This is a genomic window from candidate division TA06 bacterium, from assembly GCA_016208585.1.
GTDB lineage: Bacteria > Edwardsbacteria > AC1 > AC1 > EtOH8 > UBA5202.
Window position 1 is genome coordinate 1 of the sequence record JACQXR010000146.1, and the last position, 21767, is coordinate 21767.

Sequence of the window (21767 nt, forward strand, 5' to 3'; positions counted from 1 at the left end):
CGAAAGTCAAGTACTTTTTTTAAATATTTCATTCTGGTTGCAGCCCGCAAAGCCCGATATTACTGATCATTTTCGAGCAGGCGTCAGATTTTGCTGTCCGGGGCATCGAACATAGTTATAATTTTACGGGATTTTAGGATACTATCTTCAATTTGCTTTTTTATCGGTGCAAGTAATTTTTGCCCAATTTCGTTCTTCTGTTTTTGAGTAAGTTTTTGAAAAGCTTTGAATGATTTATTGGGTGTTCTACGATCTTTTTCTTGCCAATCAAACTTTATACCGTATTGATTTAAAACCGTACACATATGCTCAAAAGTTATCACATGTAGCTCTACGCCGAAGCTCTCTATGAATTTTTTTGACGGTAAAGACCAATTACCAGATAAAACAGCAATACTTTTTCTTATCGTTGTATGGCTTTTTCTTAAGCTATAGTGAGCAGCGCAAGTCCAGCTCCCTTTATCTCTATTGTGTTTAGTGTATCTTAGATATTTTGACTCGAGCAAAACAATCGGTTCACCTTTTGCGTTTTTTATCACACCATCCAGTTGATATCTATTTCCCGATTTATTAACCATGGATAATTTTACGCCTTTGATACCGGGCCTTTCACCACCATGGTCATAGTTGTAGCCACCATCATTGCATATTGGCTTTAAAATATTTTCAATCTCGTTTTCTATTATTATACCTATGGCTTCGCCAAGCGCACTTGCTGTATTTGTTACTGGCATAACTGTTCTCTATTTTGATAGTGTTAGGATAACTTCTTTTAATTTCACCTTGTGTCTTTGTGGATTTCCTTTCCATTTATCACCACGCGTTCTCAATTCTTCAAAAGCCATTTTTTTAAAACCTATCGAAATGCCCATCCTACCCAAATATTCATGGGTTGGTATATAAATACCGTATGGTGCAGAATCACCCAAAACTAAAACAAAATCAGAACCTTTGCGTAAAACCCGATATGTTTGGCAGATAACATCAAACATATCGCTAAAATACCCAGCGACCAAGCAATCGTAACTTTTCTTGCCACCCTTGGTGTTTCTTAAATTCCTTAGTAAAGAAACTTTTTCAAACAACTCATTGTATAGTTTGCTATCTGCATTTCTAATTGTATCCTTCAAACCGTAATTAGTTGTATATCCCCCACGCCTAATTTGTGTCGTAGCGCTTGTTATTAATTTTTCTCTTACTTCATCGGAAATTTCACCCCAATTTCTATACCAGCCTAAAAAATATGTTTCCAGTCGCGTCCTATCCGCATAATCATAATTATTCAAATATGGCGGTGATGTTAGCGCAAGGTCCATGCTTTCATCCTCAATGCGTTCATGTCTTTTCCGTGAATCACCTTTGATCAATATGCTTTTGATGTCTTTGTAATTATAATAATTTTGGAAGAAATGTATGTCGTCATACATCCTTCGTACTTGATATCCGTATTCTTCAAATGCTTCCTTCTCTTCGGCTTTTTCATGTATTTTATTGGGGGCAATATAGGGCCAACCAGTTGCTGCTTTAGAAGCATTGCGCAGGGTATCAACCAATGCTAGCAGATAAAAATCCCGAACGCTTGCAGGTACACTTAAATTTTCTATTGCATTTCTAATTGAGAGTAATTTTCTAAGATTCTTTTCGGAATAGCATTTGTGTACTAGCTCTGGTAATTTACTTGTGACCGTTTTCCTATATTTATCTTCTGTTACATTGATTATCGATAAATAGATTTTGCTTACTTCGTTAAGATTTATATCCCAATTCATTTTACATTTAGATATCCAATATACAAAGGGGTGTGCTTCTATACCAACTGAATTAACACGATTCCTTTTTGCCTCAATACTCGTTGTACCACTACCGACAAAAGGATCAAAAAGCCAATGTTGTTCAGTTAGTTTGTACTGCTTAATCTTTGCATCAACTAATCTGTACGAATAACCAGCAGGGTATTTAAACCATCTATGGATTGGTGCTTTTAAGCTATCTTTGAAAGTTCCATAATCCGCAATAACATTTTTTTGTGGTGCTTTTACCTGTGCTAGCGTCCACTCATCTTTAATCCTACTAACTATAGAATCATTTCTTAAAGCAGGTATACCGTATAATTCTAACTGCTCTTTCTCTATGGCTGTTGGTGTAATTTTCATATAATCACTTCATTTTTTATTATTTACAGACCCCGCCGTAGCGCAGCCTGGGCTCCTTGACCGCCTTGACGTCGTCCAATCTTCCGATCGGTGTATTGTTGGGCGCGGATTTGACGATCTCGGGATCGGTCTCGATCTCTTGGGCGATCTTCTTCATGGCCTCGATGAACTGGTCCAGGGTCTCCTGGCTCTCGGTCTCGGTGGGCTCGATCATGATGGCCTCGGGCACGATCAACGGGAAATAGATGGTGGGCGCATGATATCCGTAGTCCAAAAGACGCTTGGCGATGTCCAGGGTCTTGACGCCCTTGTCGCGGAACTTAAGTCCGGAGAATACACACTCATGCTTGCAGTGGGCCTTGAACGGCAGGTCATATGTTCCCTCCAGCGACCGCATGATGTAATTGGCGTTGATGATGGCGTTCTCCGAGGCCCGGCGCAGACCCCTGGCCCCCAGCATCCGGATATAGGCGTAGGCTTTGACCATCACCCCGAAATTGCCAAAGAAGCTGTGGACCTTGCCGATGCTGTCCGGCCGGTCGTAATCGAGATAATACTTACTTCCCAAACCCCTGTCATCAGATCCCTGTTCCCTGACCACCGGCACCGGCAGGAACGGTTCCAGCGCCTTGGTGCAGGCCACTCCGCCGCCACCCGGGCCGCCGCCGCCGTGGGGCGTGGCGAATGTTTTATGCAGGTTGAAGTGCATGGCGTCGATCCCAAAATCCCCGGGCCGGACGATGCCCATCAGGGCGTTGAGGTTGGCGCCGTCCATGAACACCAGCCCCCCGATGTCGTGCACCATTTTGGTGACCTGGACGATGTTCTTTTCGAACAGCCCCAGGGTGTTGGGATTGGTCAGCATCAGGCCGGCCACTTCGTCATCCAGATGAGCCTTTAGGTCTTCGGGGTCAACCAGGCCGTCGGCGTTGGATTTTATGGTGATGGCCTGATATCCGGAAAGCGTGGCGGTGGCCGGGTTGGTGCCGTGGGCCGAATCGGGCACTAATATCTTGCTGCGCACTTTTCCCTTCTTAAGATGGTAGGCTCTTATCATCATGATGGCGGTGTACTCTCCGTGGGCCCCGGCCACCGGCTGCAGGGTGATGGCGTCGAGTCCGGAGATCTGGCACAAGTAGTCGCCCAGCTCCTTCATCAGTTTTAATCCGCCCTGCAGGTCGCTTTGGTCCTGGAGCGGGTGGGTCCCGGTAAATCCCGGCAGACGGGAGAGGTCCTCGTTGACCTTGGGATTGTACTTCATGGTGCAGGACCCCAGGGGATAAAAACCCTTGTCCCCGTGATGGTTTAGGGTGGACAGCCGGACGAAGTGCCGGAAGGCGTCGATCTCCGCCACCTGGGGCAGTTCGGGATCCCGGGCCTTTAAATAATCTTTGGGGATCAGGGCATCGGTGGATCTTTCCGGTACGTCACATTGGGGCAAAGCGTGGCCTTGCCGGCCGGAGGATGACAAATCAAAGATTATTTTTTCTAACATTGGCCGCCATTGATATTTTTAAATTTTAGTATTTTTTACCACAAAAGGCACAAAATAAACCCGTTTAACGTTATTACGTATTTGTGTTTTATGTGCTTTTTGTGGCAAATCCTTACTTACAGTTATGAAATACAACAAATTAGGATACCATTAAAGGGCCTCTAAAGTCAAGCAAAAAAGCGGAACCACAACGCGGTTGATTTTACTTGACTTTTAGCCTTAATATGTTGTATCATAATATGTTTATCTTTGAACAAATTTATCCTTAAAAATAGAGTCCACGAGGAAGAAGAGGAGTAATGAAGAGGACCTACCAGCCCAGCCGGGTCAAGCGTGCCCGCACCCACGGATTCCGCAAAAGGATGTCCACCGCCGACGGCCGCAAAGTGCTGGCCCGCCGCAGAGCCAAAGGCCGCAAGAAGCTGACCGTGGCCGACGAGCGCCATCTGAACTGAACGGCCTGACGGCGTCGGGCTGTAAGGCAGTATGAAAATTGGATAAAATCCGGCAGACCTATAAAAAAGCGGAACGGCTGAAATCCGAAGGGGATATCTCCGGGCTTTTTGAAAACGGCTCAAGAATCCGCCATCAGGGATTAAAGCTAATTTACCGGTTCACTCCCGAAAGCACGGGATGCCGGGCCGGTTTTGCCACCAAGCGCCAGAAGGGTTTCGGCTCGGTGCAGCGCAACCTGAACAAGCGGCGGATGTGCGAAGCCTACCGCCGCGCCAAGCATTTGATAAAACCCGGTTTCGATCTTTTTTTTGTGGCCCAGCGGCCCTTGAGTTATGCCCAGATAGAATCGTGCCTGTCCCAGCTTTTGGAAAAAGCCGGGCTTTTAAGGGTACCAGCCGGCCCGGAAAAACAATGCTGACCCGGGCGCTGACAAAAACACTGCTCTTTATCATTCGGGCCTATCAGCTGACCCTGGGTGCCGTGCTTCCCAAATCGTGCCGTTTCCATCCTTCCTGTTCCCAATATGCCCTGGAGGCGGTAAAAGTCCACGGGCCGGGCCGGGGAGTGCTTCTGGCGGTTAAAAGGATAATGCGCTGCCATCCCTTCAATCCCGGCGGATACGACCCGGTGCCCGATCCCAAACGGCCCCTAAATAAAAACAAAGTGATTTAGTAAACTTATGGATTCCAACAAAAGACTATTACTGGCCATCATCCTGATCCTGGCGGTTTTCCTGGGCTTCCAGTTCCTGATGCCCAAACCGGCCCCTCAAGGGCAAAGGTTTTGAAGCCGTGCTGACTAATCAGGGCGCCGCCCTGTCCGGTTACCGGCTTTTGGATTATATGGGCCCCAAAGGCCAGCCGGTGCAGATGATCCCCGAGGGCGGCCGGGCTTTGACCATAAACCTGTCGGTCGCCGGGCAGCCGGTTGATCTTTCCGACGTCGTATTTGAGGCGGGACAGGAATTTGACGACCACATTACCTATCAGGCAAAACTGGCCAACGGTATTGTGATCCAAAAAACCTACGGCCTGCTAGAAAACGCCCCGGGGCTAAGTTTGAAGATCCGGATCACGGCTCCCGGAAATGTTTACTTAAGCTCCAAGTATAATCTGGCCTGGGATTGCGGCCTGAACCCCACCGAAAAAGACAAAGAGCTGGATCACCGAGAATTCGCGGCCTTAAGCCTGCTGGGCAAGGACCTGGTGTCGGATAATCTCAGCAAACTGGTCAAGAGCCAGAACCTGCCGGCCATCGAAGGCGACATTGCCTACTGCGGAGTGCGGACCAAGTATTTCGTGGCCGCCCTGGTCCCCAAAAGCCGGAAGGGCGCCTCGGTTCAGCAGGGCTTAAAGGATAAAGACCGTTTGACCACCTCGCTGGGCCTGCCCCTGACCGCCAATACTGAAGATGAGATCGCAGTTTATCTGGGCCCCATCGACCACGGCAGGCTGGCCAAGGTGGACCCAGGCCTGGACAAGATCGCCGATACCGGCTGGAAGTGGATCCAGCCCATCTCCCGCGGCATCCTGTGGTTTCTTCTTAGCCTGCATAATTTCATCCCCAATTACGGCGTGGTGATAATCATCTTCTCGGTGCTGATGAAATTAGTCTTCTTTCCTTTGACCTACACCGGCATGCGCTCCATGAAGAAGATGCAGCACCTGCAGCCCCATTTAAAGAAGGTCCAGGCCCAGCACAAGAACGACCCCGGCAAGCTGAACCGGGAGACTATGGCCCTTTACAAGAAGCACGGGGTCAACCCCTTCTCCGGCTGCCTGCCTCTGCTGTTGCAGATGCCGGTGTTCTTTGCCCTGTACACCGTGCTGATCAACACCATTGAATTGCGCCAGGCTCCTTTCATGCTGTGGATCACCGACCTGAGCCTGCCCGACAGCATCGTCAGCTTCGGCGGCAAGCTGCCCCTGGTGGGCTGGGAATCCTTAAGCCTGCTGCCGGTCTTGATGGGGGTGGCCATGTTCTTCCAGCAAAAAATGACCACGGTGGATCCCAAACAGAAGATGATGGTCTACCTGATGCCGGTGTTCATGGTGTTCATTTTCATGAGCCTGCCGGCCGGCCTGAACCTTTACTGGCTGATCAACAACATCCTGTCCATCGGCGAACAGTACCTGATCCACATCAGGACCCAGCCCCCGGCCGAAGCCTGAACTTTGCCCGTTAAAAGTAAATCGTGATTCGTAAAATATTTCGCGATGTTTCGCGTATTTAGCGGGAAAGTGTGCCCGGAAACCTGCCCACTAAAAATTACTAAATTGGTAAAAACACATTTAGAGTTTATCCTTAAACAAGCTTTGGGTCAGCATAAACGAGCGAAAAGGCATGTGGTGAGCCTGTCAAACCATGCCAGACGAGGAACGCGAGTGAAGCGTATCCACAGCGATACGGTGAATGAGCGTGACGCAGTATGGCGGTTTTGCAGCCGTTTATGCCCAAATTGTTATTTGAGGATAAGCTCTTAGTGTCCTTTCGTGTTTTTTGGTGGGAAAGCCTGTGGTAAAATTTCAAGCGACAACCAAACAGCGGATGAAATCAAAATGAGTTTAATAATCGAAAAAGAGGGAAAAACAGTAGAGCAGGCCATGGAGAAGGGTTTGCTGGAACTGGGGGTGCGCCGCGAGGACGTGGAAGTGGAGATCGCCTCTTTGGGATCCTCCGGATTCCTGGGGATCTTCGGCGCCAAACCGGCCAAGATCCGCATCAAGCTGATGCCCCGCCCCAAGGTCAAAAGCATGGTGGAAAGCATTCTGGAAAAGATGGGCATGCCCGGCGAAGTGAGAAGCTTTAGGGAAGAGGGAAATCTACTGATCGCCAGCATTGACTGCCCCACCGGCGATAAATATTTAAAGGCCAACCGGGGCGCGGCCATCGAAGCCATGGATTACCTGATCAACAAAATCTTCCGGGAATCGGAATACGACATCCGGCTGGACATCGGCGGGTTCCTGGAATCGCAGAACGACGATTTAAAAACCCGGGCCCTGGAGTTGGCCGAAAAAGTGAAGCAGAGCGGCAAGGAATACGAGATGGAGCCAATGCCGCCCCATAAGCGCAAGCTGGTGCACCAGACCCTGGAAAAGCACGCGGAGGTTAAGACCTTTGCGGTAGGCAACGGAGACCGGCGCCGGGTGATCATCTCCCTGAAAGGCGCTCCCGGAGCTCCGGCCGAAGGCGGCCGCCCCGCCCGCAATGACCGGCGCCCGGCAGAGCAGCAACGCGGCCCGCGCCGCGACGGACCGAGACCTGACGGCAAACCTGCGGCTCCGGCTGCAGCCAGACCAGCCGCTCCGATGGCTCCCCGGCCGGCACCCAGACCGGCCCCAGTGTCTTCCAGACCGGCGACGCCGATGGCTCCCCGGCCAGCCCCCAGACCGGCCGCCCCGGCCGAAAGGAATTTCCAGGACCGCAGCCGGAGACCGGCCCCCAAAGCTCTTCCGCCCCGGACCGAAATGGCCAGACCCCAGGCTCCGGTGAACCAGGCGTCATTTGCCCCCAGATCCAAGAAAAGAAATACCAGGTAATGTCAGAATCTTTTAAAATAAAAAGGCTCTCTAAAACTGGGAGAGCCTTTTTTATTTGCCTTGATTTTGAAAAAACTTTGTAGTATGCTATACGCAGAAATCGTCTGTTTTTTCGACGATCGTTTTTATTTAACCATCCAATATCTCCGGGACAAGACAGGATTAACATGATTACACGGGATTAACCCCAAATTAAAAAATCCTGTCAAATAGAAAATATGATCTCTTCCGATACCATAGCCGCTATCTCCACCGCCAGCGGCCCGGCTGCCCTGAGCATGATCAGGGTTTCCGGGCCAAGATCGCTGGAGGTCGCCGCTGCAGTTTTTAAGGGAAAGTTGGCTCCCAGCCAAATGCCCTCCCACACCCTGCATCTGGGAAGGATCGCCGGGAGTAAAAGCCTGTCCGCCGACCAAGCCATGCTGGCAGTAATGAAGGCTCCTCATTCTTTCACCGGCGAGGACCTGGCGGAGATCACCTGCCACGGCGGGGCGGCCGCCCCCCAGGCCGTTCTTCAGGCTTGCCTGGACGCCGGGGCCCGCCCGGCCAGGCCGGGAGAGTTTACCTTAAGGGCCTATCTGAACGGCCGACTGGACCTGGCCCAGGCCGAGGCGGTCTGCGACATCATCAACGCCAGAACCCAGACTGCGGCCCAGGCCGCGCTGGAACGGCTGGAGGGCGGCCTGTCCCGCAAGGTGGGCGGCATCAGGGAGCAACTGCTTTCTCTGCTGGCCCTGCTGGAAGCCTGGGTGGATTTTCCCGAAGAGGACATTCCCCCGGCCGAATACCTGCACATAAAGGAGGACCTGGATCAAGCCATAGAAAAAACAAAACGTCTGCTGGATGACAGCCGGGCCTCACTGATCCTGAAGGACGGCGCCCGGGTGGTGATCGCCGGCCGGCCCAACGCCGGAAAGTCCAGCCTGTTCAACATGCTGTTGAAAGAGGAGCGGGCCATAGTCGCCCCTTCGTCCGGCACCACCCGCGACGTGCTGGAGGGCTGGATAGAGATCGGTGGCATCCCGCTGAGGTTGTTCGACACCGCCGGTCTGCGGGAGACCGGCGACGCCATAGAGCTGATCGGGGTGGAACGGGCCAGGGGCAAGATGGAGCAGGCCGACCTATTGCTTTTAGTGCTGGATGCCACCAGCGTTTTGACCGGGCATGACCAAAAACTTTTAGAGCTGACCTCCGGATTCAACAGAATAGTGCTGGCCAACAAAAGCGATCTGCCGGTAGAACTTGAGGTCGAAAAAAACTGGCTGAAGATATCCTCTTTGACCGGGAACGGGCTGAAAGAACTGGAAAACGCCATAGTGAACGCTCTGACCGGCGGCCACAATTGGGAAGCCGGGGCCGCGGGCGCCTCCAACAACCGGCAGATGGAGGCCTTGAACCAGGCTGCTAAGTTTTTGAGCCAGGCCAGGCAGGGGCTGGAGCAAAAAGTTTCTTGGGAGTTTTTGGCCCAGGATATCAAGGAAGCGGTCAACAGCCTGGGACAGATAACCGGGCAGACCATCGGCGATGAAGTGCTGAACCGGATATTTGAGCAGTTCTGCATCGGAAAGTGAACCGGGCTTTTCCATCCGCAGATTTCGCAGATTTACCCAGATTTTCCTATGTGAATTTAAATCGTTGTGTAAAAAGAGCGGATTAAGGCATGCCGGATCACCCAAGATTTTAGGCTGTACAAAATCCCGTTAATCATGTTAATCCTGTCTATTCCGAAAAAGATATGAGCAATAACTATCTTGACGCCAATAAGGCCCTGTGGGAGGAACTGACCGAGATCAACGTCGGCTCGGCCATGTACGACCTGGAGGGTTTCAAACAAGGCGCCGAGACGTTGGACCCAATAGAAATCGAGGAACTGGGCCACGTCAAAGGAAAGTTAATTCTCCATCTACAATGCCAGTTCGGCCAGGATGCCATCTCCTTAGCCCGCAAAGGAGCGGTGGTAACCGGGGTGGATTTCTCGGAGAAGGCCATCGCCCTGGCCAAGTCCCTGAGCGCAGAACTGAATGTTCCGGCCGACTTCGTTTGCTGCAACATCTACGACCTGCCGCAGCGCCTGGACAAGGAGTTTGATATCGTCTTCACCTCGGGCGGAGTGCTGTGCTGGCTGCCGGACCTGACGAAGTGGGCGCAATTGATAAACAGGGTTTTAAAACCCGGAGGGTTCTTTTACATCCGCGAGTTCCACCCGGTGGCCGCGGTGTTCAGCAACGATTCAGCCGACACCGAGCTCAAGGCCCGGTATTCATATTTCCACCAGGACCAGCCCCAAAAGTGGGACGACTGCTACGCCTATGCCGACCACAGCAAAAAGACCAAGAACCCGTCATACGAATGGCAGCACCCTCTGGCCGATGTGGTCTCTTCCCTGCTGGCGGCTGGATTGAGGATAGAGTTCCTGCACGAATTCTCCCATTGCAGTTACGATTGTTTCCCGTTTTTGGAAAAGGGCGCGGACGGGCGCTGGCGCTTCCCCGGCGGAAAAGACTTGATACCGCTGATGTTCTCGCTCAAAGCGTTGAAGCCTGTTGGCGGGGGCATATGAAGCCGTTGCTCATTCCGGTCATCCGCATCGTAACCGTTCTCGGGTTTTGCGCGATCTCGGCCTCGGTGGCGATGTATCTCCTCCAGGACCGGATGATCTTTTACCCCCAACGAATACGCCGAAGCGATCTGGACGCGATCAAATCCTACCGAAACGTAAGAGAGGTGGCCGTTACCGCCCGTGACGGGACCGTGATCAAAGGATGGTTCGTGGATAACGGTAATCCCGGCAGGTCGAAACTGCTGTTCTATTTCGGCGGAAATGCCGAGGAGGTCTCTTACCTGATCCCCAAGGCGGCCGGATCCAAGGATTGCTCCTTTGTCCTGATGAACTACAGGGGATACGGCCAGAGCCAGGGGAAGCCCAGCGAGACCAGCCTCTGCAGCGACGCCCTTGAAATATATGATTCTTTTGCCGGCCGGACCGGGGCCAAGGACCAGAGGATAATAATCATGGGCCGGAGCATCGGGACCGGGGTGGCCGTGTTCCTGGCAAAAAACAGGAAAAGCGACGGTGTTATCCTCGTTTCACCGTATAATGACTTTAAGTCCCTTGCACAATACCATTTCCCATACCTGCCGGTCGGCCTGATGATCAAGTATAAATTCAATTCCGGGGAAAAAGCCCCCTCCATTAAATCGCCTTTAATGATCATGCTGGGCACCGAGGATAAAACGATACCACCCCAACAATCACGGTTGCTGGCACAAAAATGGGGAGGCATGGTTACCATCAAAGAGTTTGAGGGTGCGGACCATAATACATTTGGTCATGGTTACTGGCAATGTATAAAAGAATTCCTCAATCAATATTGATTTTTGCCGGCTATGCCAAATATTTGCCTCAGAACACAGCAATAATGCGCTAATCTCATATGCAAAAACTTGACAATAATCAAACCGCTGATTTTATCGCCTTCACTCTTTCCAAAATAGAAACTACCGGCTTTGTTTCCCCTTTGAAAGAGTACGCGCAAACTAATAGTGAAAACGTTTCCGGCCGGGCGGTTGATTCCCTATACCAAAACCTTTGCCAGGGGATGTGTTTCCGGGATGCATTCCTGGCCATGCAGATCAGATTCCCGGCTTTGGTCGAAGAAATTTTAGTGACGGCAATAGAACAAAGTATTTTGGATTACGCCTTGGCCGAGATGGACAAAATATTCAAAACATCGGATTCTGATTCTGAAAGACTAACTGCCTTGCATTGTTTAAGAGACAAATACAACAGCAGTTCAAAGACCGAAACAATCTGTCATGGTTGTTTGATCCGAGAATTTGAAAATATATTGAAGCGGGTAGAGACCGAAAACGCTTGCGAGATAATTTTTGAACAAGACGGCGAAAAATATTTCAAACAGACCTACATCGGCCCCAAAGTCGTAAAATATACGGAACCCTGCCATTCCAAAACTTATAAAACCTTGTTGGCCCATCTAAAAGAGATATCCGGCCAATCAAAACCCATTGATCTGAACGGCAAAAAATATACTGCTAAAAAAATTGAAGAAAATAAATTCAAATTAGTGAGAGAACAAGCTTGTCTATCTATGACCTTTAAGTAACACTTAACTATTTCCCAGAAAATCATGTCTCAAATACCAGAAATAACAACTTCCCGTCTAATCCTGCGCCCCTTCACTTTAAGCGACGCCCCCGAAGTCCAAAAACTGGCCGGCCGTTTGGAGATCGCAGACACCACGATGAACCTGCCCCACCCCTACCCCGACGGGGCGGCCGAATCCTGGATCGGCACCCACCAAAAGACCTGGGAGCTGGGCTCGGGACTGACCCTGGCCATAACCCTGAAGGATTCGGGGCAGGTGATCGGGGCCATCGGCCTGACCATCAACAAGGACCACAACCGGGCCGAGATGGGATACTGGGTCGCCGTGCCCCATTGGGGAAAGGGATACTGCACCGAGGCCGCCCGGGCCCTGCTTGATTACGGGTTTTCCGGACTGAAGCTCAACAAAATATACGCCACTCACCTGGTCCGCAACCCGGCCTCGGGAAAAGTGATGCAGAATATCGGAATGAAATACGAAGGCTGCCTGCGTCAGCACGTGAAAAAGTGGGACAAGTTCGAAGACCTGGCCTATTACGGTGTCCTGAAGAGCGAGTACAAAATTTGACAGGAGTGCCTTCGCTGAAGCTATGGCACTTGAAGAAGGCAAATAGGAAGCGTAAGCGAATTTACATGATTTATCTTACACTTTGGATTATCCTGTCCATCCTGTTAATCCTGTCTAAAGAGAGATCCTAATGCCAAAAAACAAATACGGCCTGACCCTTTTGGGCCGCAAGGTGATTAAGCCCTCGGGAAAGTTGGAAGCCTTTCCCAACCAGAACCGCGGACGCGATTACCGGGTGACCCTGGAGACCGAGGAGTTCACCTCCCTCTGCCCCATCACCGGGCAGCCGGACTTCGGCGCCATCACCATCAGCTATGTGCCCGACCGGCTGGTGGTGGAATCCAAGTCCCTGAAACTGTATTTGTGGAGTTACCGCAATAAGGGCGTGTTCCACGAGGCGGTGGTCAATAAGATCCTCGACGACCTGGTAAAGGCCGTCAAGCCCCGCCAGATGCAGGTGACGGGCAATTTCAAAGTTCGGGGCGGCATCGCCATAACGGTGATGGCCGAATACCCAGACAAAAACAATTAACAATACAATTTATCAATGATCGGATGAATTGTTCATCGTTCACTGACAATTGCTCATTGAAGAAAGAGATTATGCCATTACGAAAATTTTTAAGCCTTTTCAAACGCAAGAAAAAGACTCCGGCCCAACTGGTTCAACACCATGGTCCGGCTCAGGCCAGACACCAGGCTGAGACCCACAGGAAACCGGCTGCCGTGCCTGCGGCTCATGCCTCCGGCAGAACCCAGACACATCAAGCTCCTCACCCGGCTCGGCCTCACGGCCCGTCAGCTCAGGGACAGAGATCCCAGCCGCATCATACGGCCAGACCTCCCCAGCCCCAGCGGCATCCGGTCAAACCCGGCGCAAACCAACCCCAACCGGGACGACAGCATCCTCAACATCAGGGAACAACACCTCGACATGGACTTCGACAGGGCCAATCCGGCGGCTCGGTGCAGGCGCCGGCGGCCCATCATCCGGCGGGGCCGGTTCACCATGCGCCGGTTCGCCCGCATCAGGTTCCCCATGCTCCCGCCCCGGTCACGCGGATGCCGCACGTCCCCCACGTTCCGGTCTCTCTTCCCCGAGCGCCGAAGCCGGTATCGACTGGACCTACCCTGCGTTTCGACCAGCTGGGACTGAAACCAAATCTGTTGGAAGCTTTGATTACCGAGGGCTACACCGAGCCCACTCCCATTCAGCAGCAGGCCATACCGGTGGCCCTGTCCGGCCAGGACATCATGGGCTGCGCCCAGACCGGCACCGGCAAGACCGCGGCCTTTGCCCTGCCGATTCTGCAGCGGCTGGACCGTCCGGAGATCACCAAGGAACAGTACCGTTCCATCCGGGCCCTGATCGTCACTCCCACCCGGGAACTGGCGGCCCAGGTGGGCCAAAGCTTCGCCGCTTACGGACGGAACATCAACCTGCGCTCGGCCGTGGTCTACGGCGGCATCTATCAGGGCACCCAAGCCAAGGCCATGCGGGGCGGGGTGGATATTTTAGTGGCCACTCCGGGAAGGCTGCTGGACCTGATGAACCAGAAAGTGGTGCTGCTCCACAAGGTGGAAGTGCTGGTGCTGGACGAGGCCGACCGGATGCTGGACATGGGTTTCATCAACGACATCAAAAGGATCGTGGCCAAGGTGCCCAGCCGGCGCCAGACCCTGTTCTTCTCGGCCACCATGCCGCCCGAGATCCGCCAGCTGGCCGGAGGCATTTTGGACCGGCCGGTTTCCATCTCCATAATTCCTGAATTCGCGGCCGCCGATACGGTGGGACAGTCTGTCTATTTCGTGGAGAAGGACGACAAGCCCGAGTTGCTGCGCCATCTGCTGGCCCAAAGCGGCATGGAGCGGACCCTGGTCTTTACCCGCACCAAGGTGCGGGCCGACCGGCTGTCCCGCCGCCTGACGACCTGGGGCATCCCGGCCCAGGCCATCCACGGCGACAAATCCCAGAACACGAGGGAACGGGTGCTGCAGGGATTCAAGACCGGCTCCATCAAGGTGCTGGTGGCCTCGGACGTGGTCTCCCGGGGAATTGATATCGACAACATCTCCCATGTGGTAAATTTCGACATCCCGCACGAAGCCGAAGCCTACGTCCACCGTGTCGGCCGCACCGGACGGGCCGGAGCCCAGGGAACGGCCGTCTCGTTCTGCGACAGCGAGGAGCGGCAGGACCTGGCCCAGGTGGAACGGCTGCTGGGACGCCCTATCCCGGTTGTCCAGGAACATCCCTACCATTCCACCGCGCGGGCCAGTGCCCGCACCGCCCCGGCCCGCCACGGCCGGGGATCCGGATCGAAGCCTTTCCGCCGCCGTTAGTTCCCGGAGAATAAACGTTGGCAGTAACTATTCAGGCCTCGATTGTAAAGGATGTGTTTATTAACCCAGTGGATAAAGTTAACCAACGGGGTCAACCGTATTGCCACGACCTTTCGCTTATGCTACATATTTGCCTTCCCTTGGGGGCCGTCCGCTTATGTTTTATATTATGGCTTCCGCGTGCCTGCACGCTGTAGTAGCTATTAATAGTGGCTGTTTCGGCACGCAAGCGTGTGCCAAAGCTTTAGCGGAGGCATTAGTTTCAGCGAAGGCCTCAGGTCGTGGCAGGCAATCTAATGAAACCCGATGGGCTTCCTCCTACGCTAAAGCTTCCGCTAGCACTATCATGCCAGTCTTCTTTAAGTGCAGTAGCTTTCGCTTACGCTGCATGCTTGTCTACCCTTGAAGGCCGTAGCTTCAGCGAAGGCCTTAGCGAAGGCACTCGGCGGATAAATTAGCCCCAGAGAGGAAATGAAAGAAATTACTCGGCATATGGATTCGTCATCCGGGGTTGAAACCCCAAGAGATTTTTCTTATCCTTTTAGCGGGGGAACCTCGCCTTTTGGCGGGGCTACAGCGTGCAGGCACGAGGAAGCCCAATATGTAGCGTAGGCGAAAGCGGCCCAATGAAGCGCGGATAAGAATATTTGTCCTGCATATTCCGGCAACGCTTGTGTAAAGGCCGCCCAATGCTCTGCAGGGGGCAATAAATCTCTTGCAAAGCCCGGTATATGTGTTGCAGAGGCCGCCAAATGTTTTGCAAAGGCCGGTAAATGTGTTGCAAAGACCGCCGCAGGTTTTACAGAGGCCGCTAAATGTTTTGCAAAGACCGCCGCAGGTTTTACAGAGGCCGCCAAATCTCTTGCAAAGCCCGGTATATGTGTTGCAGAGGCCGCTAAATGTTTTGCAAAGGCCGCCGCAGGTCTTGCAGAGGCCGCCAAATGTGTTGCAGAGGGCAATCACTTTTAGGTCATTAATAAGGTATTTTTCAAGGAGAGAACATGTACTTCGTTTCGGTTTATAAGAGTTTTTCGGCCGCCCATCATTTAAGGGATTACGTCGGGAAATGCGAAAATGTCCATGGCCACAATTATCAGGTGGAAGTGGAGCTTAAGTCCAAGATGCTCAACAAGACCGGGATGGTGGCGGATTTCAACGATATCCGGGAGGCCTTGATCAAACTGCTGGCCCGTTTTGACCATCAGGACCTGAACGAGATCAGGCCTTTCGACAAGATCAACCCCACCGCCGAGAACATCGCCCGGGTGGTGTTTGAGGAGATGGCCTTGAAGTTCAATTCCCCCAAGGTCAAGATCAACCAGGTTTCGGTGTGGGAGACCGGGCATGCCAAGGCCGCCTATGGCCCGTTCTAAAAAAGCGGTAGTGCTGCTTTCCGGCGGACTGGATTCGGCCACCGTGCTTTATTGCGCATTGGACCAGGGCTGGCAGCCGCAGGCTTTGACATTTGACTACGGCCAAAGGCATAACCGGGAGATCGTTTCGGCCAAAACACTGTGTAAAAAGGCCAGAGTGCCATTTCAGGTCATCTCCCTAAAAATGCCTTGGCGGGGCAGCAGCCTGCTGGACAGGGAGGCGAAGATCCCCGGTGCCGGGGATGTAAGCAGAATCGGCACAAAGATCCCTTCCACTTACGTGCCTGGCCGGAACACCCTGTTCCTCAGCTACGGCCTGTCCTGCGCCGAGGCTATAGGAGCCGAAGCGGTAATGATCGGGGCCAATGCCTTGGACTACTCGGGCTATCCCGACTGTCGGCCGGATTTCATTGCGGCCATGTCAAAGGTTTTTAAGCTGGGCACCAAGACCGGGCGCCAGGGAAAACCCATCAAGATCATCGCCCCTTTGTTGAAACTATCCAAATCACAAATAATCAAATTGGGAATCAAATTAGGCGTGCCGTACCATTTGACCTGGTCCTGCTACCGCGGAGGTAAGAAACCATGCGGCGCCTGCGATTCCTGCATTTTGCGGGCTAAGGGATTCAGGGAAGCAGGAGTGGATGATCCGGCGATATAAATTGGATTAAACCACAAAACGCCAAAACACAGAGATACTTATTACTCGGAGCATATATTAGTGGACATTCCCGATTCTATCAATCCAATATTATTTGCGTATTTCGGGTATTTTGGTGGAAAAAAGTCTACTATTGGTTCGGCTTACTTCGGCAAGCTCAGTACAAGTCACTCACCACAAGTATCCGCTCTGAGTAGTATGTTCAAAAGTTTCCTAAATATTTTATACTTTTTTACTTTTTTATTTCCGTTAGTATCATTTGCCCAGGATTCCACCCTGAACAATATACAGCGGAAGCTGGACGAACAGAAGAACGCCCGGGTAAATCTGGTCTACAGTTTCAATACCGTCAGTTACGTTCATAAGTTGGACAAGCATGGCGGCATCGAAAAGACCGATACCATCAAGACCTGGCAGAAATTCAAAGGCGATTCCCTGCAGGAATATGCCCTTCTATATTCGTCCGATAAAAAAGAAGAGCGGAACGGGGGAAAGAAGGGGCACCGCGCAAGCGCCCAACTGCCGAGACTTGACGATCCGGCCTACGATTTTCTGGTGGACCAGACAGTTGGTAAGATTACCTTCAATCCCAAAAAGCCCAAGAAAGGCAACCTGGCCGGCGAACTGCTGTACGATCCCCAGAGTCTGACCCTTATACAGATAAACGCCGCCATGTCCAAGCACAAATGGCCGGTAAACGAATTTTCCCTGAAGACTGAATTCGTCCTGGTTGAGGAGTTCCTGTTTCCCTCGAAACTATGGATGCAGGCCGGTTGGAATGCGCTGATCAGCCGGGGAAGGATCCGGGTGGAGAGCAGCAATACAGATTATAATATCTATAAATGACCGTGAAAGCCAGGATTTGCGAAATATTTCATTCCCTGCAGGGCGAGGGCATGTACCTGGGCGAGCCCACCACTTTCGTCCGCTTTGCCGGATGCAATTTGGATTGTGTTTACTGCGACACCCCCCAGGCCAAGGAGGGGAACAAAGCAATCGAAATGGGTCTTTCGGACGTGCTGGACAAGATTAATGCCATTTGCCAGCCGGATGATTTTGTCTCCTTTACTGGTGGCGAGCCTTTATTGCAGGTTGAATTCATTGCGGCCCTTATCCCGAAGCTGAAAAAGCATAATTCCCGGTTGTACCTGGAGACCAACGGAACCCTGGCCAAGGAACTGGCAACGATCGTCTCGGACTTGGATGTGATCGCGATGGACATCAAGCCGCCTTCGGCCTGCGGGAAAGACATCTGGAACGAACAGCGGCTGTTTCTGGAAGCCGCCAGGGACAAGGTTTTCGTCAAGATGGTGATCTGCGATAAAACCACGGCAGCAGAGGTTGAGCAGACCGCCCGGATTATTGCCGCAGTTGACAAGAAAATAGTTTTGATCCTCCAGCCTGCCGAAGGGCCGAATGCCCCCGAAATGCAAACGGTGCGGAGATATCAGGCCCTGGCCGGCGAGCATTTGGACCATGTCAGCATCATCCGGCAGATGCACAAGATCTGGAACATTCCCTGAAACCTTATGAATATTGGCCACAGAAAGCACAAAAATCGTAATAACGTTACTACGTAATAACGTTAAACGTGTTTGCTTTTTGTGCCGAAGTTTACCCTGATAAATAGAAGGGTGCTTTTTATGGTTAAATCGTTACCAATCAATTGTCCCTTATTTTATGTTTGACAAAGAATTCAAGACTGCAGTCTCGGCCGCAAAAAAAGCCGGGCGCCTGCTCAAAACCATTTCCCAGAGCGACCTGAAGGTGGAATACAAGGGCGAGATCAACCTGGTGACCCAGGCCGACCGCGCCGCCGAAGCTCTGGTAGTGAAACTGCTTCGCCAGAATTTCCCCGGCGACGACATATTGACCGAAGAAAGCGATAAGGAACGGACACAGTCTGACCGGCGCTGGATAATAGACCCCTTGGACGGCACCACCAACTACGCCCACCGCTTTCCCTTCTGGTGCGTCTCCATAGCCTTTGAATATAAGGGCCGGGTGGTGCTGGGCGTAATATACAATCCCAATTTGAACGAACTGTTTACCGCCCAAAAAGGAAAGGGCGCCTGGTTGAACGGACAGAGGATAAAAGTGTCCTCGCAGACTTCCCTGAAGAAAAGCCTGCTGGCCACCGGCTTCCCCTATGATGTCCATTACTCCAAAAAAGACAATCTGGACAACTTCAGAAAGTTCATCAAGCGGGCCCAGGCGGTGCGTCGGCCCGGCTCGGCGGCTCTGGACCTGGCCTATGTGGCCTGCGGCCGTTTCGACGGATTCTGGGAAATGAAGCTGAAGACCTGGGACATAGCGGCAGCATCGCTGATGGTGGCAGAGGCAGAAGGAAAGTTGAGCGGTTTCAAAGGAGAGAAGTTCAGTATCTATGTGCCGGAGTGCCTGGCCAGTAATGGCCGGATCCACGTTCAGATGACGGATGTTCTAAAATAGGGTTTTGTCATACAAAATGGATAAAGGGCTGGAAGCGATGCTTCCAGCCCTTTATATTTTCTTCTTGACTGCAATGTTTTTTAAGGGTATAGTTAAAGCTTATAATCCCTTAATGGGTCAAATTTTGCCTAAAGGAAACCATGCCAGAAATAATCCTTGACTACGGTTTAAGTAAAACCACTCTTTCCCTTCCGGATGCAAATCTTGCCGGAATTCTGGAACCGGCCCCGGCCCCCGGACTGGCCGATATCCCTTTGGCCGTAACCCAGGCTCTGGAGCATCCCCTTAAAAGCCTCCCCTTGAAAGAACTTCTGCTGGCCCGCCGCCTCAAAAGCGTTTTGCTGATACTATCGGACCACACCCGGATCATCCCCCATTATCACCAGATACTGGAAGCCTTGTGCGCCCAGCTGGCCCAGTCCGGTATCGACTGCAACCAGGTCCATGCTTTGATCGCCACCGGCAGCCACCGGGCCCCCACCTGCGAAGAGAGGAAGGAGATTTACGGCCAAAGAGTGTTCGACCAGCTGAACCTGTTCGCCCACGACTGCGACAAGGGCTGCATCTCGGTGGGCAAGGTCAACGGCCGGGGGATCGAGCTGAACGAGATGCTGTTGACCTCGGGCTTCACCATCGCCACCGGCAAGATCACCCCCCACTACCTGGCCGGGTTCTCCGGCGGCCGCAAGGCGGTGATGCCGGGCTGTGCCTCCCGCGCCACCATAGCCCAAAATCATGCATTGATAGCTTTAGGGCAGAACGCCCGGGGGAAATTGGAGGGCAACCCCGTTCACCACGAAATGGAACAGTCGGCCGCGCTGGCCCGGATAGATTTTATTCTCAATGTTGTCCCCACGCCGGACGAGAAGATCGCCGGAGTTTTCGCCGGGCACTGGCAGCAGGCCTGGCTGGAGGGAACAAAGCTCTGCCGCCAGGTCTGGTCGGCGAAGTTTGACGGCCCGGCCGACTGCGTCATCGCCTCGGCCGGCGGCCACCCGCTGGACATAGATCTTTACCAGATACAGAGGATACTGAACAACGTGGCCCCGGCGGTGAAGCCCGGCGGCACCATAGTGCTGGTGGGCCACTGCCCCGAAGGGGCGGGCCAGATTGATTTTGGCCGGTGGATGCGCGATTTTTCCGCAGCCGAGATACTGCAGACACCGCAGGACCAGATCACGGCCGAGGCCCACCGGGCCTATGCCACGGCTTTGGTGATGAAGAAATGCCGGGTCTGTTTGGTCAGCGGAATGGATCCGACCCTGGTGGAAAAGATGCAGTTCAAGAGTTTGCCGGACCTGAATGCCGCGGTGGAGTATTTGCGGGAACGGCACGGAAAGGATTTCAGCTGTTATGTGGTGCCTAAGGGCAATGCAATCATGTTGGAATGATTACCATTTCACATTAGTTGTCTAACCCGACTAAAGTATTTTGACACGTGAATAAGGAACAATATATGTCAATCACAAAAACTATCGGCAAGTTGCATTTTGAGGATTTAAGTCCTTCAAGATTTGAGGATCTTTCCTTAAGTATTATTTACCGCCTTACTCGTTGGTCTGAAATATACCACTATGGTAGAACTGGGAATGATTCTAGTATTGATATTCGCAAATGAAATTTTAGAAAACAATCAAAAATATTATGGACATCCGTATCTGATGGAGTCATAAAATAGTGCATTCGGTCAGCTTACCATTGGATGGGACAAGAGTTCACTTTTGAACTTTTAGTGCGTTCACTTTTCAACTTTGGCTAACACCTGTTCTCGGCCAGCCACTATATCACCAACGCCCTGGTCCGCGACATCGAATACGTCGTCTACGTCGACCCCGAGGCCTACGACGCCCTGCCCAACATGGAGGAACTGATCCAGGTAGGCCGGACGGTGGGCGACCTGAACCAGAAACTGCCCCGCCAGAAGTTCATACTGATCGGCCCGGGCCGCTGGGGCAGCCGGGGCGACATCAAGCTGGGAGTGCGGGTGGGATACTCGGACATCAACAACACCGCCAGGCTAATCGAGGTGACCAAGAAGAAGAAGGACTGCGTGCCCGAGCTTTCCTTCGGCACCCATTTCTTCCAGGACCTGGTGGAGGCCGGCATCCGCTACCTGCCCTTGTATCCGGACGAGCCAGGCGCGGCCTTCAACCAGGAGTTCTTCGCCAATGCGCCCAACGTTTTGAGAAAACTGCTGCCCCAGGCCAAAAATCTGGAGCAGGTGATCAAGGTGATCCACGTGCCTAAAGTGGCCGACGGGGCCATGCTCTCGGTGTACATGGACGGCGACCGGGAACAGGCGCTGGGCGCGTTTAAGCGGGGGTAACTCTTTTTCACTATCTTCAACCGTCAACTTTACCTGGCTGGGAGTCTATTGTTCTCAGACCTATCGGAAACCCTCGCAATTTACTTGCCACTTAATCATAAGGATTTGTTACGAAATAACTTGACTAATAACCAATAGTGTGCAATAATAATGGGAAGTGGAATGTGAACACGCCATACGATTAAAATATAGCGCGCTTTTACCCGCTATGAATGAACGCCAGAGGCGCTTGTGGGCCGCTGCCGAAGCCAAAGCCATTGGACGTGGTGGTAT

Annotated in this window: 24 protein-coding genes; 19 read left to right on the plus strand and 5 right to left on the minus strand. The window is 52.3% G+C overall.

The window, feature by feature from the left end; genetic code table 11:
- Positions 1 to 83: 83 nt before the first annotated feature.
- Genes HY768_10685 through gcvPB form a run of 3 tightly spaced genes read right to left on the minus strand, consistent with a single transcriptional unit; the run spans position 84 to position 3648 of the window.
- Positions 84 to 734, minus strand: a complete 651-nt coding sequence (locus HY768_10685) for a hypothetical protein (protein MBI4727663.1) — start codon at positions 732 to 734, stop codon at positions 84 to 86.
- A gap of 9 nt (positions 735 to 743) precedes the next feature.
- Positions 744 to 2153, minus strand: coding sequence for a hypothetical protein (locus tag HY768_10690; protein MBI4727664.1), 1410 nt, complete (start codon positions 2151 to 2153; stop codon positions 744 to 746).
- 19 nt (positions 2154 to 2172) lie between these two features.
- On the minus strand, positions 2173 to 3648 hold the full coding sequence (gene gcvPB / locus HY768_10695) for an aminomethyl-transferring glycine dehydrogenase subunit GcvPB (GenBank protein MBI4727665.1): 1476 nt from the start codon (positions 3646 to 3648) through the stop codon (positions 2173 to 2175).
- Positions 3649 to 3947: 299 nt separating this feature from the next.
- Between gcvPB and rpmH the strand changes: the two genes are divergently transcribed.
- The 11 genes from rpmH (at position 3948) to queF (ending at position 12872) form a co-directional block, all read left to right on the plus strand.
- Positions 3948 to 4103 (plus strand): 50S ribosomal protein L34, encoded by a 156-nt coding sequence (gene rpmH / locus HY768_10700; protein ID MBI4727666.1) that lies wholly within the window; start codon positions 3948 to 3950, stop codon positions 4101 to 4103.
- 38 nt (positions 4104 to 4141) lie between these two features.
- Positions 4142 to 4522, plus strand: coding sequence for a ribonuclease P protein component (gene rnpA, locus HY768_10705; GenBank protein MBI4727667.1), 381 nt, complete (start codon positions 4142 to 4144; stop codon positions 4520 to 4522).
- Entirely contained in the window at positions 4516 to 4776 is a 261-nt protein-coding gene (yidD, locus tag HY768_10710) for a membrane protein insertion efficiency factor YidD (GenBank protein MBI4727668.1), read from the plus strand. Before rnpA ends, yidD begins: the two co-directional genes overlap by 7 nt.
- Before the next feature lie 119 nt (positions 4777 to 4895).
- Positions 4896 to 6275 (plus strand): membrane protein insertase YidC, encoded by a 1380-nt coding sequence (yidC, locus tag HY768_10715; GenBank protein MBI4727669.1) that lies wholly within the window; start codon positions 4896 to 4898, stop codon positions 6273 to 6275.
- A gap of 387 nt (positions 6276 to 6662) precedes the next feature.
- Positions 6663 to 7646, plus strand: a complete 984-nt coding sequence (locus HY768_10720) for a Jag N-terminal domain-containing protein (GenBank protein MBI4727670.1) — start codon at positions 6663 to 6665, stop codon at positions 7644 to 7646.
- A 218-nt stretch (positions 7647 to 7864) separates the two neighbouring features.
- Positions 7865 to 9217, plus strand: coding sequence for a tRNA uridine-5-carboxymethylaminomethyl(34) synthesis GTPase MnmE (gene mnmE, locus HY768_10725; GenBank protein MBI4727671.1), 1353 nt, complete (start codon positions 7865 to 7867; stop codon positions 9215 to 9217).
- Positions 9218 to 9381: 164 nt separating this feature from the next.
- The gene (locus HY768_10730; protein ID MBI4727672.1) at positions 9382 to 10206 is read left to right on the plus strand and encodes a class I SAM-dependent methyltransferase; all 825 of its coding nucleotides are present in this window, start codon (positions 9382 to 9384) and stop codon (positions 10204 to 10206) included.
- Positions 10203 to 11021: an alpha/beta hydrolase gene (locus HY768_10735; protein MBI4727673.1), complete on the plus strand. Its 819-nt coding sequence runs from the start codon at positions 10203 to 10205 to the stop codon at positions 11019 to 11021. Before HY768_10730 ends, HY768_10735 begins: the two co-directional genes overlap by 4 nt.
- Positions 11022 to 11080: 59 nt before the next feature.
- Entirely contained in the window at positions 11081 to 11770 is a 690-nt protein-coding gene (locus tag HY768_10740; GenBank protein ID MBI4727674.1) for a hypothetical protein, read from the plus strand.
- Positions 11771 to 11794: 24 nt separating this feature from the next.
- Entirely contained in the window at positions 11795 to 12340 is a 546-nt protein-coding gene (locus tag HY768_10745) for a GNAT family N-acetyltransferase (protein MBI4727675.1), read from the plus strand.
- A gap of 130 nt (positions 12341 to 12470) precedes the next feature.
- Positions 12471 to 12872, plus strand: a complete 402-nt coding sequence (gene queF, locus HY768_10750; GenBank protein MBI4727676.1) for an NADPH-dependent 7-cyano-7-deazaguanine reductase QueF — start codon at positions 12471 to 12473, stop codon at positions 12870 to 12872.
- 266 nt (positions 12873 to 13138) lie between these two features.
- Here the strand turns inward: queF and HY768_10755 are convergent, their stop codons facing one another.
- Positions 13139 to 13411: a hypothetical protein gene (locus tag HY768_10755; protein ID MBI4727677.1), complete on the minus strand. Its 273-nt coding sequence runs from the start codon at positions 13409 to 13411 to the stop codon at positions 13139 to 13141.
- 60 nt (positions 13412 to 13471) lie between these two features.
- Here HY768_10755 and HY768_10760 point away from each other — a divergent pair, with 60 nt between their 5' ends.
- Entirely contained in the window at positions 13472 to 14683 is a 1212-nt protein-coding gene (locus tag HY768_10760; GenBank protein MBI4727678.1) for a DEAD/DEAH box helicase, read from the plus strand.
- Positions 14684 to 15216: 533 nt separating this feature from the next.
- On the opposite strand, the gene HY768_10765 is transcribed toward HY768_10760, so the two are convergent.
- Positions 15217 to 15624 carry a hypothetical protein gene (locus tag HY768_10765; GenBank protein MBI4727679.1) on the minus strand — a complete coding sequence of 136 codons (408 nt, stop codon included), beginning with the start codon at positions 15622 to 15624 and terminating at the stop codon, positions 15217 to 15219.
- 60 nt (positions 15625 to 15684) lie between these two features.
- Here HY768_10765 and queD point away from each other — a divergent pair, with 60 nt between their 5' ends.
- The 7 genes from queD to HY768_10800 all read left to right on the plus strand — a co-directional run bounded on the left by queD (position 15685) and on the right by HY768_10800 (position 21494).
- Complete coding sequence (queD, locus tag HY768_10770; protein MBI4727680.1) at positions 15685 to 16056, plus strand: 6-carboxytetrahydropterin synthase QueD; 372 nt, start codon at positions 15685 to 15687, stop codon at positions 16054 to 16056.
- Positions 16043 to 16717 carry a 7-cyano-7-deazaguanine synthase QueC gene (gene queC / locus HY768_10775; protein MBI4727681.1) on the plus strand — a complete coding sequence of 225 codons (675 nt, stop codon included), beginning with the start codon at positions 16043 to 16045 and terminating at the stop codon, positions 16715 to 16717. The genes queD and queC overlap by 14 nt, the downstream gene beginning before the upstream one ends.
- 198 nt (positions 16718 to 16915) lie before the next feature.
- Entirely contained in the window at positions 16916 to 17563 is a 648-nt protein-coding gene (locus HY768_10780; protein ID MBI4727682.1) for a hypothetical protein, read from the plus strand.
- A complete protein-coding gene (locus tag HY768_10785) occupies positions 17560 to 18240 on the plus strand; it encodes a 7-carboxy-7-deazaguanine synthase QueE (GenBank protein ID MBI4727683.1) in 681 nt (226 codons plus the stop codon). The genes HY768_10780 and HY768_10785 overlap by 4 nt, the downstream gene beginning before the upstream one ends.
- Positions 18241 to 18397: 157 nt before the next feature.
- Positions 18398 to 19168 carry an inositol monophosphatase gene (locus tag HY768_10790; GenBank protein ID MBI4727684.1) on the plus strand — a complete coding sequence of 257 codons (771 nt, stop codon included), beginning with the start codon at positions 18398 to 18400 and terminating at the stop codon, positions 19166 to 19168.
- 140 nt (positions 19169 to 19308) lie between these two features.
- The gene (gene larA, locus HY768_10795; GenBank protein ID MBI4727685.1) at positions 19309 to 20559 is read left to right on the plus strand and encodes a nickel-dependent lactate racemase; all 1251 of its coding nucleotides are present in this window, start codon (positions 19309 to 19311) and stop codon (positions 20557 to 20559) included.
- Positions 20560 to 21026: 467 nt separating this feature from the next.
- Positions 21027 to 21494, plus strand: a complete 468-nt coding sequence (locus tag HY768_10800) for a hypothetical protein (protein MBI4727686.1) — start codon at positions 21027 to 21029, stop codon at positions 21492 to 21494.
- The last annotated feature ends 273 nt before the right edge of the window (positions 21495 to 21767 follow it).

Coding starts and splice junctions, on each gene's coding strand:
- HY768_10685 (MBI4727663.1), bottom strand. CDS start 734: ATGCCAGTAACAAATACAGCAAGTGCGCTTGGCGAAGCCATAGGTATA.
- HY768_10690 (MBI4727664.1), bottom strand. CDS start 2,153: ATGAAAATTACACCAACAGCCATAGAGAAAGAGCAGTTAGAATTATAC.
- gcvPB (MBI4727665.1), bottom strand. CDS start 3,648: ATGTTAGAAAAAATAATCTTTGATTTGTCATCCTCCGGCCGGCAAGGC.
- rpmH (MBI4727666.1), top strand. CDS start 3,948: ATGAAGAGGACCTACCAGCCCAGCCGGGTCAAGCGTGCCCGCACCCAC.
- yidD (MBI4727668.1), top strand. CDS start 4,516: ATGCTGACCCGGGCGCTGACAAAAACACTGCTCTTTATCATTCGGGCC.
- HY768_10720 (MBI4727670.1), top strand. CDS start 6,663: ATGAGTTTAATAATCGAAAAAGAGGGAAAAACAGTAGAGCAGGCCATG.
- mnmE (MBI4727671.1), top strand. CDS start 7,865: ATGATCTCTTCCGATACCATAGCCGCTATCTCCACCGCCAGCGGCCCG.
- HY768_10730 (MBI4727672.1), top strand. CDS start 9,382: ATGAGCAATAACTATCTTGACGCCAATAAGGCCCTGTGGGAGGAACTG.
- HY768_10735 (MBI4727673.1), top strand. CDS start 10,203: ATGAAGCCGTTGCTCATTCCGGTCATCCGCATCGTAACCGTTCTCGGG.
- HY768_10740 (MBI4727674.1), top strand. CDS start 11,081: ATGCAAAAACTTGACAATAATCAAACCGCTGATTTTATCGCCTTCACT.
- HY768_10745 (MBI4727675.1), top strand. CDS start 11,795: ATGTCTCAAATACCAGAAATAACAACTTCCCGTCTAATCCTGCGCCCC.
- queF (MBI4727676.1), top strand. CDS start 12,471: ATGCCAAAAAACAAATACGGCCTGACCCTTTTGGGCCGCAAGGTGATT.
- queD (MBI4727680.1), top strand. CDS start 15,685: ATGTACTTCGTTTCGGTTTATAAGAGTTTTTCGGCCGCCCATCATTTA.
- queC (MBI4727681.1), top strand. CDS start 16,043: ATGGCCCGTTCTAAAAAAGCGGTAGTGCTGCTTTCCGGCGGACTGGAT.
- HY768_10780 (MBI4727682.1), top strand. CDS start 16,916: ATGTTCAAAAGTTTCCTAAATATTTTATACTTTTTTACTTTTTTATTT.
- HY768_10785 (MBI4727683.1), top strand. CDS start 17,560: ATGACCGTGAAAGCCAGGATTTGCGAAATATTTCATTCCCTGCAGGGC.
- HY768_10790 (MBI4727684.1), top strand. CDS start 18,398: ATGTTTGACAAAGAATTCAAGACTGCAGTCTCGGCCGCAAAAAAAGCC.
- larA (MBI4727685.1), top strand. CDS start 19,309: ATGCCAGAAATAATCCTTGACTACGGTTTAAGTAAAACCACTCTTTCC.
- HY768_10800 (MBI4727686.1), top strand. CDS start 21,027: ATGGAGGAACTGATCCAGGTAGGCCGGACGGTGGGCGACCTGAACCAG.